Origin of the sequence: Peribacillus loiseleuriae, from assembly GCF_001183985.1 — a bacterium.
Lineage (GTDB): Bacteria > Bacillota > Bacilli > Bacillales > DSM-1321 > Peribacillus > Peribacillus loiseleuriae.
Genome location: NZ_LFZW01000001.1, coordinates 4,401,665 through 4,414,998 on the forward strand (window position 1 = coordinate 4,401,665; position 13,334 = coordinate 4,414,998).

The following is a 13,334-nucleotide window of genomic DNA, read 5'->3' on the forward strand; positions in this document are numbered from 1 at the left end:
AAAATCAAATTTGTAATAAAAAGCTCCCCTTCCATAATCATTTCCTACTAAGAAATCAAAAGGGATTTAAAAGGGTTATCATACATGGACAATTTCTTGTAATCAATCGCTTTTTAATTCCGAAGACAATAATAATCTCATTCACCAAAACCTTACGTTAGTTTTCATCATTTCAAAAAAAAGGATCTGAGGACTCCCACACATGCAAGGCAACGAATTTCACTCTCTAACTTTAAACCATAATGGAGACTGATCCTTTGGGCCTCCATTATAATTGATCATTATTTCTTCTCCCTTATGAATATCTTTTCTTGCATAGATATCTATCGTTTCGTTTTTAATGTTAGTTATATACCCAGCATTAGGAGTGTAAGAGTGATTGTATAATGAACCATATCTTAAAAGGTGGTTTTATAGATGGGAAGAGCCCCGATTTTAGAGTTAATTGAACAAGCAGAAAAAACAGGACTGGATGAGTTCTTAACTCGAAACCCGGTAGCAAAAGGTACTGGCAAAGGAAAGGGTAAGGGCAAGTAAGGGTAAAGATAACTTTACCCTGGCTGTCGTGAAATTCACGGCAGCTGTTTTTTTGTTTGTTTATAATCTATACTTTTATAGTCTTAGTATTACGAATATCATAGAAAATTCGCCCTTACTTTTGGTTCGGGTCACTGTAACCTCTAACTGCATATCTAAAAAAAGGAACCTTAAATCCAAAGATTTCAAAGGTTCTGTGTTTTGATTTCAATGATATTCTATTATTTTATCTCTGTTTTTCAATCATTGCCTTTTCAATCTCTTCATCATAGAAATAAAGAATTAACTATAGACTAGCTCTTTTTCTCTTAAACCAAGCGTCTCTGCTGTTGAAGAATGAATTTCGTGCAGTAGCTCAGGATTTTCCATTAATAACACGCCATAAGAAGGAATCATTTCTTTGATCTTTGGTTCCCACTCTTCCATATGTTGTGGGAAGCATTTTTTCATTACTTCAAGCATAACGTGAACAGCAGTAGAAGCACCTGGAGAAGCACCTAGTAATGCTGCAATTGAGCCATCAGCTGCAGTAATAACTTCGGTACCAAATTGAAGCGTTCCTTTGCCACCTTCAGCAGTATCTTTGATCACTTGTACACGTTGGCCCGCTACTACTAAATCCCAATCCTCAAGCTTAGCGTTCGGGATAAACTCTCGTAACTCTTCCATTCGCTGTTCTTTCGATAACATAACTTGCTGGATCAGGTATTTTGTCAATGACATCTCTTTTGCACCTGCCGCCAACATCGTTAAGACATTACTCGGTTTTATGGAAGTTACTAAATCAAACACTGAACCTGTTTTTAAGAACTTTGGTGTGAAGCCGGCAAATGGTCCAAATAGCAACGATTTTTTATTATCGATATATCGTGTATCAAGATGTGGAACAGACATTGGTGGAGCACCAACTTTAGCTTTCCCGTATACTTTTGCATGATGTTGCGCAACAACTTCTGGATTATTACACACCATGAAAATCCCGCTTACTGGGAATCCGCCAATGTGTTTCCCTTCTGGAATACCGGATTTTTGCAGTAAATGCAAGCTTCCGCCCCCGCCTCCGATGAAGACGAATTTTGCAGTATGGCGTTCGACGCTACCGCTATCGACATTACGCACTTTTACTTCCCATAAGCCATCACTAGTACGCTTAATATTATCAACACTATGTTTAAATTTGATATCAACGTTTCTAGTCTTTAAGTGGCCAAACAACATGTGCGTTAAAGCACCAAAGTTGACATCCGTTCCAGAGTCGATTTTTGTTGCCGCTATCGCTTCATTCGATGGACGTTCTTGCATAATAAGCGGAATCCATTCCATCAGTTTTACTGGATCATCAGAAAATTCCATCCCGTGGAACAGCGGATTGTTTGACAGCGCTTCAAAACGTTTCTTTAAGAACGTTACATTTTTATCCCCTTGTACCATACTCATATGAGGCAATGGCATGATAAAGTCCTGCGGATTTTTTATCAGCTTGCTATTTACAAGATAAGACCAAAACTGCATGGAAACCTGAAACTGTTCATTAATTTTTATAGCCTTACTAATATCTACAGATCCATCTGGTTTTTCGACCGTGTAGTTAAGCTCGCACAATGCCGCATGCCCCGTTCCCGCATTATTCCATTCGTTAGAGCTTTCCTCTCCTGCGTTTGCTAGCTTCTCAAGTACTGTAATTTCCCATTCCGGCACTAATTCTTTCAAGATTGTCCCTAAAGTCGCACTCATGATTCCGGCACCAATTAAAATGACGTCTGTTTTAGTTTCACTGTTGCTCATTTTTATCAACCTTTTCCCCTTAAATTTAGCAAAAAAGATGTAGGCTCACACCAAGCTAAGGAATGACCTACTCTCACACCTTTTCTGACTCAATTATACCCCTAAATAGTGCATTACAATTATTTCTATTATATGATAATTATAAATTATTTAAAAGCTTGTAAAAAGTGAGAAGTTCGTCTACAAGGTCTCGGAACATACAAAAACTAAAGCCTTAACCCAGCTTCTTGCAATGATTAAGACTTTGGTTTGCTGTTACCTGTGAACCTCCACGCTCTAATTTTTTCCTTTACTTATCATAGTACGCCATGAACCATATACATCACCAAATGGTTGATGAATCAAATATACATCTAAATAATCCACTTGTAATCGTTCCAGAGATTTTGCGAATGCTTTCTTTGTACTCCCATAACCAGCATCCTGAAATGATTATATGTTCCAAAACTATCTTTTACTATAAAATATAGTTTGTGAAGAAGTGAACTTAAACTAAACTACCTCGTTAGTTCAACATGGAAATTATTTTCTCCCTAAACAAAAGGTCAATTTCTTCGCGGTCATAATCCAAGATCCAATCGTTACATTCTTCATAAAGAAAGCGTATAGTTTCTTTATCAGCCGCTAAGACATCGCATCCACGATCATCATACAAATGAAAAATTATTTTCTTGGAGAGATTAACAAAATAAATATCATACCCACTTTGAGGATTATTTTTCAGAATAGTAGATGGATGAGCAAAGTCTTCATAACTAATGGCTTTTAAAAGCGGAGCATATTTAATCTCATTTTTCTTACAAGGAAGCACAAAGTGATGAGTCACAAATTGGGCATCTTCATCCTCGAAAACACTTGGCAGAAGTTGATACTGTAATTTGTATAATCTTTGTTGATCTTTTATATATTTTAGATATACGTTTAAAGGTTTTCTTTGAAGAAAAAGGTCATTACTAGTAGAATGTACGTCCGTAACAAACAAAATTTCATCTTTCTCTCCAAACACCTTATTAAACAAGGTGATAGCTCGTTGAAAAGTCTGTTCTAAATTTTCCTTTTCATAGTGTGGTATCCGCGGATGTGAAATTTCAAAACGAATACTATTTATCCACGAATAAAATAAGGATGGTCTTAAAATCAATCCCTCAAAATCATTATCCAAAAATGAGTTTAGAATTTTAATCATTACTTTCCCCCAATTTAATTCCACTTGGATGTCTTTTCTCAAATTGCTTTACAAAGTAAGTATATCACTTTTCCCTCAATTAACCTGCTTCGTTGAACAAGATCTAAAAGGATTAGATGACTACTTTATACAAATTTAATTAACATAATGCGACTTTATCGGTACTGAAAAAGGATCTTCGGTTGGAAGATCCTTTTAACTGCTTCTTCAATTAAAGCGCTCTATTGCTGAATATTGAAAATGCGATTTAGAGTAATTATTTCTCAGTTGCTCTACTACCCATTGCAATAGAAATTCTATTCCAGCTGTTAATTTGATTAATTATCAGAACAAGATCAACATACTGTTTTTCGTCATAATGTTCACGCACTCGTTGATAAAGCTCATCTGGAGCACGTTTTGTCGGGATTAATGTAACGTGCTCTGCCAATCCTAAAGCTACTTTTTCTGCTTCTGTATAGAATTCACACTCTTGCCAAGCACTAACACAGTATATTCTTTGTTCTGTTTCACCCATTTTTCGTGCATCTGCTGTATGCATATTCAAACAATATGCACAGCCGTTAATTTGAGAAACACGTATTTTAATAAGCTCACGAAGTTTTCGTTCGATTGCCGTCGTTTTCGTGTATTTTTCCATATCCATCATAATTTTCATACCATCAGGTGCAATTTCATAGTAAGAAATTCTTTGGCTCATAAAGCAAGACTCCTTTGATTTAGTATAAGACTATTATATCCTTACAAGAACATCTATACCATTTTTATAAAGGAGTTGCTCCGCAATCGGGCCAAATTGCGGTGCGATACGTTTCTATCCTAACTTGAGAATGGTCACATTACTCAGATAAAAGTTAGACAATTCCTTCAGGGATTGAAGGGTTATATCGAAGAGTCAAATGATAGAGTAACGCCTTGAAGGGCTCTCTCTTAGTCGAATAGCACTTGATTTAGTAAGAATGATCGTGTTATAAGCTCGGTGAAAAGGGAGCTATAACTTCAAACCCTTACCTATCTGTATGAACAAGGTCCCAAAGTATCACATGAATACTCTATACAAAGCTAGTTAACATAAAGCCCATTTCAGGAAGTAATTATACTAAAAACCCCTTGAGCACCAAGGGGTTTAACGTCTTTTTTTATTGTTTGTGTATGATTTTATACATCGTTGGTACATCAACGTTTTCGGCTTCTGAAGAAACCTCTAAACTGCATAAAAAAGCTAGGTTTATACAAATAAAAAGAGACACTTCCTCTAATCCCTCTCCCTGGTATCGGCCCCACCTACGCCAGATACTATGACAGCCACACATGCTATCCAACCCAGTAATCACTATAACAAAAAACGTTTACAATTCGTTAGAGGAGAAGGTGATAAAGAAAGAGTAGTTTATTTTAATATTCGGTGTGATGTTTGGCTTAAACGTTATATAGACAGTCGTCAAGATGTGGACGCAGCAATTTTTGTTACAAAAAAGTTTCCTCATCGATTGAGCATCGCACAAATGAGATATATCATTAAAAGAATATCAAACCGTGCATGTATCAATAAAGAGATCCATCCACATCAATTAAGACATAGCTACGCCACTCACTTACTAGATAATGGATCTCCGATTGATGTTATTCAAAGTTTAATAGGGCATGAAAAGAGTGAAACCACTCGTATTTATGCTCCATTAAGCGGCAGTCTGAGACAAGAGTTTTATCAAAAATACTTTTAGATATGATTAAAGCAGCGCTGCATGGGCGTTGCTCATTTTTAATTATTGCCCCCGTTAGCTTAATCTTGCTTATAATCACTGCCTAGTTGTTCCTACTACTTCCGTTAATTCTATATTGAGTATTTGGAAACACTTTAAGTGTGAGTTAATTAGATAATACTCATACTTAAAGAGGCACCCTGCAAAGGATAGACTTTTTAAATACCTCTTGTTTCCTTTTCTATCAATTCCCGAATCTTGGTGGCTTACGGATCAATCTTGCTCTGGCCACACAATAAAATGCTCTTACAGCGCGTCAGTCTCGGCCCGCCTCGTAAAACTTCTGCGCCATCATAGCTGGCCTTGTACGCGTGTCCGTAAAGTGGTCGCCGTCGCCGACGATCAGGCGGGACTGGCCGAGCCGTATTGACATATGCGGATGCCAGCCGAAGCCCTCTCCTTGTGGCAATGCGTTGTCTTGGTAGAAATAGACATAGCTTTTGGGCGTAGGCAGCGCGTAGAACGCTTTAAGATCCAGCTTCTCGAAAAGCGGCTTAGCCGGTTCCGGAGTGATACCTGCATACATCCGTTTGGCTTCCTCTAAAGTGGCCGTATTGACGAAAAAATCCCGAAACAGCGGAAATGGAAGCATGATCGTATCGTCCTTCGAGCCGGCTCTGAGTTGCTCGAAACCTTTCCTCATTTGGGGCGAGAATTCGTTGGCAACCGATTCGCCGTCTTTCAGGACGAACGCGTCCCAGAAGACAAGGCGCTTTATGCGATCCGATACCTGTTCTGCAACCTTTTGGATGACAGTTCCGCCGAAGCTGTGCCCGACGAGAACAAAGTTGCGTAGGTTCAGTTTCGTTATAAAATCAACGACGGACTTTGTGATCATCGCATGCGTGACATCTTTGTTCGGATCTTTGCCGTGGCCTGCATATTCCGGCGTATAGACGGCATGCCCTTGACTGTGCAGCACCGCCGCTACGCCGTCCCAGAAGTGAGCGTCAGCCCAAGAACCATGCACAAGTACGAAGGTAAGCCGTTGCTGTGCGGGTAAACGATATCTTTCATCCGATTCAAGGGCACCATTGCTCCTGAGCCACCATCCTTCAGAATAAGGGGGGGAATAGTTCCCGCCGGGCATAAACCTATAATCGGGATAGGGGAATTGATAAATTTCTTGGAGATAAGGAAACATGTACAAGACATCCTTTCAATTCGATATATATATTATCAGCTTATGCCCACTGCGTTTGAGAGGTTCCCACACTCAATTCGCCGAAAAAAAACGCAAGAGAGACATCACTATAGTAGATTTAGCAGAGTTTATAGGTTGGTTAAGAGGCCCATATTCTAGTAGTAAGTAACTTCGTTACAACAAGCTAAAGCAAAAAAAAGATGTTATTCGCAATCGGTATATCGTATCCCCATAAGAGAAAAATATTAAGAATGGCCAAAGAAGTAAGTCCCATAACAACACTAAGCCAACCAATCGATAGGAAAAATTTTTGTTTTATCGTGCCCAATTCCATAATTTCAACTCTCCTACTTTCAAATAACGTACCATTTCCGAATCCTTAAGTCTCTTAATATATTTCTTTATTAAGTATCTTTATGTAGGAGCATACTTATTTTCTAATAGGGCAAACATGTATCTTCAGATTTCCCCTAATGTTTCATTTATAAGTATAAATTCATGATAAACGAGGAGAAATAACATGAGTTTACTTGTTTCAAAAAATGTATCGATTATATCATGTATTCTTTCTTTTTCATTAATCTTTATGATGGTAGCAACTTAAACAATGCTGAAAGATCCTGCCAGAATTTGCAGCAATCGTGATAGCCATGTGAGTAACCTACTCTTCTATCATAATGAATTTAAATGTTTTTCAATCATACACTTCAATATTTTTCCGGCCATTTACTCCTAGACTATAAAAAAGAGAATCATGAATGAAATCATGATTCTCTTTTTTATCCCACCCTTAACGGGCAGTAAAGATCCGATTGGTTCATCTAACCATCCGTGGGGGATTCACTTTATCTGGTTAAGTTTAGTGCATCCGCAAACCTTTTTATTCCCTCATTTATAGTCTCTTCTTTCTCTCTAGCAAAAGTGAATCGTACATAACATCTTTTGGATCCCATCATAGACCCGGGCACATAGATAACTCCTCGCTTTATGGAGTTTTCCAATAATTTCATTTCATTCACATCTCTTTTTAATTTGCACCAAATATGGATTCCACCTTGAGGAATAGTAAACTCCACTTGATCTTTTAGAAAATAATTAAAACTTGATACAATTTGATTGCGCCGATTTTCTAATTCCTTCACTAATTTCTTGATATGAGAATGGAAATGCTCTGATTCTAAAAAATCGTTAGCGATCCATTGGGTAAAGCTAGCATGCCCAAAATCAATTTGTTGTTTAGCATCAGATAATCTCTCTATTACCGATCTTGGCCCTATAATCCAGCCAATTCTTAAACCTGAAGCAACGAACTTCGATAAAGAGCTAATGTACAGGACATTTCCATGTTTATCAAGTGATTTTAATGTTGAAACTTCTTCTCCTTTAAAAGACGTTAAACTATACGGATCGTCTTCCACAACAGGAATTCCATGTTCTGATGATATTTCTAAAATCGCCTTCTGCTGACTCTCTTTCAGCAAAGTTCCTGTTGGATTTTGAAAAGCTGGATTTAAAAATATCATTCTTATACGATGTTTTTTATGTAATGCCAGTAACTCATTTGGATCTACACCATCGTCATTTACTGGTAAATAGAAAATATTTAAACCTGCTGATTTAAATATTGGGAGATTATAATGATAGGATGGATCTTCAATCACCACTGCATCACCGGGCTTTAATAAGCATTGAACAACTAGGTGTAAAGCTTGTTGTGCTCCAGAAGTAATAAGTATGGAAGATGGATTTGTTTCAATATTCCGGAATTCCTTCACATGCTTTGTAATTGTAGTCCTTAATACTGCATTCCCCTGTGGATGATCATAACCTAGCCTACCGATAAAAGACCGAGTTGAAGTAATTTCCCTTAAGGCGTTCATTGGGAAGAGGTCCTCCGATAATTCACCACTGGCTAAATTGATTAATTTTTGCTCTTCCATCTCTTTACGTATTCTTTGAGTGACCGGTAGATTAGGTAAAATTGAACCTGCTTCAATGTATCTGTTCCAACTAGGTATACGTTTTTTAGTTATCCCCCATATATCCTTACTTATAGTGGTACCACTTCCACGATTACGTTGAATTAGACCATTTGATTCAAGCTCATCATATGCGGCTACAACAGTACTCCTATTTATATTTAACTCCATAGCTAAGTATCTCTCCGAGGGTAGTGGTTTATCTGGGGGAAAAGTTCCATCAGCAATTCCATTTTCAATATACTCAGCAATTTGTTTATAAATCGGCTTTTTAGCTTTTCGATCAATATTCCAGTCCATTTATTTGCATCCCTTTTTAAAAACTCATTTTAAATATTGTAACCTAATTATCATTACTTTTTTCTTTAATACAAATAAATAACCTATTGAGTCATCACGACCAATAGGTTATTTACCCTAATTTCCACTAAACAGAAAGACTGATGTACACACCAAGTGCAATGAAAGACAATAGAATAACGATAGCATATATGAATGTTAAGCTTGAAATATTTTTTTAGTAGAGCTAGTATAATTTTTATCAATCTTACTCACTGCCCATACTGTCCCAACCAAAGCTAGTATAAAAATAATTACGACAAAAGCTATCAACATTTTCATAGGCCACTTCTACACTGAATTTTAGTAAAAAAGTCTATCCGAAATGCCCAAAGATAAAGTGAAACTTCAATCAGTGGGGGGTTTTTTTATCCCCACTGATGGTTAGTTGAACCAATCGGGGATTTACAGGCTGTTTATCCCCCAACTATTTATTTCTTGATTCTCTCACAAAAATTGAGGTGGGGGTATTACAGCCTGTTAAACCGGGATAAATTCTCATCTAAATCATCACTATAAAATAAGTTGTAACATTTGTACCCATCCACTTTCCAATGAATTTTACCATCCACTTGATTGTTTACACCATCTCCCTTCATCTTTAGCTATTAATAAAAGCCCATATATCAAGTTATTTAAAAAGTTTAGAACCCTATTAAACAGCTAAATATCTGTTTAAAAAAATTTTTTCTTATTTGAACAATTAGTGACACATCTCATATTTAATTGCATTTTAAAATTGGTGTCTTTATTATAAAAATCAATAATAGTGAATCAGTTAAACGATCAAAACTATTTCATTTTCACTGAAATTAAAAAAGGAGTTGATATAATATGACTTTTGTTATTACGGTAGTGGTTGGATTTATTCTCAAATTTTTACTTAGCCCTCCAAGTGCAATGGTGGGATGGGTCATAGGTAAATTTGAACTTCATCCAAAACTTGAGTCAAAAGAGGTTACTGTAACATTTAACGGAAAGCATTTAACAGAGGAAGAAAAGGTTAGATTTACTGACTATTTTAATGAAGCTAACTTTTTAAAAAAATATTATATATTTCCAGGTAATGAAAAATTATTTCTACATCCAGAGACTAATGTTACTCCATTTGTCATCAACCTAAAAAGAGGCAAAAAAGATGTTAATTTCTTTGTTTATAGTTACGATGATCACGTTGATGTAGTCAAGCAGTACAAGAAGAAAGTTGTTTCTTATAGTCTTAGTTCTGATTATCTACAAAAAGTTACTATGTCAACTAAGGGATTAGCATAAATCTGACCACTCCCTTGGCTAAAGCCGATGGGGTTCTTTCTCACAAACACCCCACTTACTATCTTCCATAAGAAGTGGCAGGGGAGAGACTTAGGTGAGCAATACTTGAAAGAATTTCTCTCAAGGGGACAAGGTCGGTGCCAACTACGCCGTTCAACCGGCGATACTTTTAATAGGGTTGTCATTTGAGATGACGATATGTTGAACGTTGAAAATTTTACATAACAGACGTTTTTCCCTATCACAACTCCCTATTTTCAGTTTTCAAGGAACATCCTATTATTTAAATAATCCCACAACCCGGAACATACGTTCCTATAACAAATGATACGTTCACTTAAAACAAAAAAAGTCTGTAATAAAAGAAAAGGCTTGATAGACAATTTAGCAACTTACACTTCCATTAATTAGTCATTATTTGAATGTAAATATAGTTTAAAATGACTAAATCTAAATTATTGTATCAGAATATATGATAACTTAAGATAAGCTTGTTGAGAGATGTACAAGTAAAGTCATAAGTACAAAGACACGATATTCTTTTAGAGAACTCCAATATCGGAAACTGCTTCCACCAAAAAGTAAAGCGTCTGTTAAAGTCTTGATTATTAAAAATATAGCCTATTTTTGATCATTATTTCTCAAAAACAGGCTATATTTTTTGTTAAACAATATCCAATGGCAATTTTCTATGTGGTTTTGGAAAAATCTTATTAAGTTTATCCAGTTCTTCTTTGCTCAACTCAATAGAAGCAGCAGTTGCATTTTCAATCACGTGTTTTTCTTGTGTCGACCTCGGAATCGCAATCACATCATTTGAATGGATGCACCAAGCGAGAACAATTTGCAATGGATTAACATTGTGCTCTCTGGCAATTTCGAGGATCGTCGGATCGTTTAATAATTGATTTCTTAAAGATCCTCCTTGAGCAAGAGGACAATATGCCATGATTGGGATTTGATGTTCTTTTTGCCATGGTAGTAGATCAAACTCAATTCCTCTGGATCCTAGATGATATAAAACTTGGTTGGTCGCACAATTTGTTTCACTGGTAACACTTAATAATTCTTGCATATCATCGGTATCAAAATTTGAAACACCCCACCTCAAAATTTTCCCTTCTTTTTAAGGTTTTCCATTCCTTCAATCGTTTCTTCTAATGGAACTCTTCCTCTCCAGTGTAAAAGATATAAGTCTAAATGGTCTGTTCCTAATCGTTTTAAGCTGTTTTCACACGCTGTTGAAATCTTATTTTTTCCTGCATTATGGGGATAAACTTTAGAAACTAAAAAAACGTTGTCCCGAATCCCTTTTATTGCCTCACCGACTAATCGTTCTGAACCGCCATTTCCGTACATCTCTGCCGTATCAATTAAGGTCATTCCTAACTCAATTCCAAGTTGTAACGCCTTTATTTCATTGTCTTTTGCTCTATGGTCCTCGCCCATATACCATGTTCCTTGTCCAAGTATTGGCACAGGGGTTCCATTACTCAATGTAATTACACGATTTTCAACATGACTTCTAATTTTTGATATCATTAAAGGAAATATCATTAAAAACGCTATACTCGCCTAATCACAATGGTAGCGGTACGGAGCCAGAATTTTGGATGCTTTCTCGATAAAATGATTATACCCGCTAAGTAGAGTGGCTATATTAGTAAGTCGTGAAGCCACGCCCCCATGTCCTTCATACAAAAAACTCCCCACTGCATATGAACAGAAGGGGAGTTTGAATGTTTATATTCAAGAATTATCCACCTTCTTATCTACGGAATTGTTAAAATTCCTCTGAAATTGGCACCGGGCATGATATGCTGGTTGCCGAGGCCTCACAGGGTCAGTCCCTCCGCCTCTCTCGATAAGAAAAGTTTCAATTATTAAACTATTTATAATAATATGATATTTTAAATATTTATCGTCAATAGCGTAAATGATACATATGTTACTAGACTCGATATTTATATATGACTCAAGCATTGCAGTAGATGAAAAAGGGTAAAATCAACGCGATTTCACCCTTTTCATCTACTGTTCATTATATTGTTTGTCCCTCTAAACGGAACCCGTTACTCTTAGGCCAGCTTGTTTAATTTGTTGAATTCAATGACACCAACTGATAGGTGATGTCGGTTTGGTTGTTCGACCAAGAGACTTTTTGAATAACGGCCATTCCATTTGTTTCACTTTCAATCGTTTTGCGAACTTCAATTGGAATATCAATTGGGTATAGGCGATAGCCGTCTTTCGTTAAGCGAAAAAGATTTTCTTCCTCTCTACTTTCACGTCCTTTTGTCACGATCATCGTGTTTAGCTCCAGCGGCATTCCCAAAGCATAAACCTCCCTTCCTTTACTTACGTTTTAGCCCATTGCTTTCTCGTTTGGTTTTTCATCCACTGTGTTAAATCACAAACGACTTTTCGGTTGACGTTTGGCGGGAAATAGTGGCTAAATTCGTCAAAATACCAACTCCAAACAGGCTTGTCTTTTTCCTTCAATATTTTCTCCAGCTTGTAGGCGTGTTCAATCGATACGTTATTGTCTTTTTCACCATGAATAATCAGGACTGGTGCTTCAAGTTCATCTACTGCAAACAACGGTGTGCGGTATTTATATTCGTTTGGAACTTTCTGAGGCGTACCACCAATGACACGCTTCATCATGCGACGTAAATCTACTCGTTCCATATAGGTTAGAAACATATCAGACACTCCGCCCCATGTGACAACGGAGGCTGCTGATTTACAGTGGATCGCCGTCCAGAGGGCCATAATTCCCCCTCGTGAAAACCCGAAAATATGGATGTTATCGGGATTTACACGTTGATGCTGTTCGAGTAATGTAAAGCCTGCAATCCCATCAGCACGGTCTTCCCCTCCAAAATCTTCATCCCCTTCTCCGCCTTGATTTCCCCGATAATACGGGGCAAACACTATGAAGCCTTCTGCTGCAAATTGCACAATACGACTCGGGCGTACTTTGCCGACATTTTTAATGCCTCCTCGTAAATATAAGAAACCATCATAAATTTGATCGTCATCTGGCTCAGCAAGAAGTCCCTTCACCCTCAACCCTTGTGACAGATACGTTACGATAAACAGACGAATATTTGGATGCGGTGATGGAAACCGCTGCTTCGTTACAATTGTGCCATCTTCCACCATACATCCTCCTTCCATAAAACTCGTTTCCCTTATTGTAAATCAACTCCCACATTTTATCCCGGTTTAGGCCTTATACGCTGGAAGTGGCGCAATCCTTTTTTCTCTCTCTTATAGGCATTCACACATTTTTCACTGCTGCATACGTTATTCTAGGTGAATGA

The 13,334-nt window shown here is 37.1% G+C and carries 9 protein-coding genes, 4 pseudogenes and 1 riboswitch; of the genes and pseudogenes, 2 read left to right on the top strand and 11 right to left on the bottom strand.

All coding sequences use genetic code 11. The features are described 5' to 3' along the window. Nucleotides 1–219 precede the first annotated feature (219 nt). The 5 genes and pseudogenes from AC625_RS26125 to AC625_RS20320 all read right to left on the bottom strand — a co-directional run. Nucleotides 220–405 (bottom strand): annotated as a pseudogene (locus AC625_RS26125) (SET domain-containing protein-lysine N-methyltransferase); the annotation flags it as partial. A gap of 414 nt (nt 406–819) precedes the next feature. Then, nucleotides 820–2,322, bottom strand: coding sequence for a malate:quinone oxidoreductase (locus AC625_RS20310; protein ID WP_049683845.1), 1,503 nt, complete (start codon nt 2,320–2,322; stop codon nt 820–822). 297 nt (nt 2,323–2,619) lie between these two features. Then, a pseudogene (locus AC625_RS26130) lies at nt 2,620–2,748 on the bottom strand (aldo/keto reductase); the annotation flags it as partial. A gap of 79 nt (nt 2,749–2,827) precedes the next feature. After that, nucleotides 2,828–3,508, bottom strand: a complete 681-nt coding sequence (locus AC625_RS20315; RefSeq protein WP_049682950.1) for a DUF3885 domain-containing protein — start codon at nt 3,506–3,508, stop codon at nt 2,828–2,830. 256 nt (nt 3,509–3,764) lie between these two features. Next, on the bottom strand, nt 3,765–4,208 hold the full coding sequence (locus AC625_RS20320; protein WP_049682951.1) for a carboxymuconolactone decarboxylase family protein: 444 nt from the start codon (nt 4,206–4,208) through the stop codon (nt 3,765–3,767). 652 nt (nt 4,209–4,860) lie between these two features. Between AC625_RS20320 and AC625_RS20325 the strand changes: the two are divergent. After that, a pseudogene (locus tag AC625_RS20325) lies at nt 4,861–5,232 on the top strand (tyrosine-type recombinase/integrase); the annotation flags it as partial. 295 nt (nt 5,233–5,527) lie between these two features. On the opposite strand, the gene AC625_RS20330 reads toward AC625_RS20325, so the two are convergent. The 3 genes from AC625_RS20330 to pdxR all read right to left on the bottom strand — a co-directional run bounded on the left by AC625_RS20330 (nt 5,528) and on the right by pdxR (nt 8,694). Further along, nucleotides 5,528–6,415, bottom strand: a complete 888-nt coding sequence (locus AC625_RS20330; protein WP_049682952.1) for an alpha/beta hydrolase — start codon at nt 6,413–6,415, stop codon at nt 5,528–5,530. Nucleotides 6,416–6,599: 184 nt separating this feature from the next. Further along, nucleotides 6,600–6,749, bottom strand: coding sequence for a hypothetical protein (locus tag AC625_RS26980; protein WP_156187595.1), 150 nt, complete (start codon nt 6,747–6,749; stop codon nt 6,600–6,602). 511 nt (nt 6,750–7,260) lie between these two features. Then, nucleotides 7,261–8,694 carry a MocR-like pyridoxine biosynthesis transcription factor PdxR gene (pdxR, locus tag AC625_RS20335; protein WP_049682953.1) on the bottom strand — a complete coding sequence of 478 codons (1,434 nt, stop codon included), beginning with the start codon at nt 8,692–8,694 and terminating at the stop codon, nt 7,261–7,263. An 873-nt stretch (nt 8,695–9,567) separates the two neighbouring features. On the opposite strand from pdxR, the gene AC625_RS20340 reads away from it, so the two are divergent. Continuing rightward, a complete protein-coding gene (locus tag AC625_RS20340) occupies nt 9,568–10,005 on the top strand; it encodes a YfmQ family protein (RefSeq protein WP_049682954.1) in 438 nt (145 codons plus the stop codon). Between the two features lie 664 nt (nt 10,006–10,669). Here AC625_RS20340 and AC625_RS20345 read toward each other — a convergent pair. The 3 genes and pseudogenes from AC625_RS20345 to AC625_RS20355 all read right to left on the bottom strand — a co-directional run bounded on the left by AC625_RS20345 (nt 10,670) and on the right by AC625_RS20355 (nt 13,173). After that, nucleotides 10,670–11,547, bottom strand: a pseudogene (locus AC625_RS20345) (aldo/keto reductase). Nucleotides 11,548–11,770: 223 nt separating this feature from the next. Next, nucleotides 11,771–11,876: riboswitch (SAM riboswitch) on the bottom strand. 221 nt (nt 11,877–12,097) lie between these two features. Further along, nucleotides 12,098–12,340, bottom strand: coding sequence for a DUF2584 domain-containing protein (locus AC625_RS20350; RefSeq protein WP_049682955.1), 243 nt, complete (start codon nt 12,338–12,340; stop codon nt 12,098–12,100). Between the two features lie 23 nt (nt 12,341–12,363). Further along, nucleotides 12,364–13,173: an alpha/beta hydrolase family protein gene (locus AC625_RS20355; RefSeq protein ID WP_049682956.1), complete on the bottom strand. Its 810-nt coding sequence runs from the start codon at nt 13,171–13,173 to the stop codon at nt 12,364–12,366. Between the last annotated feature and the right edge of the window lie 161 nt (nt 13,174–13,334).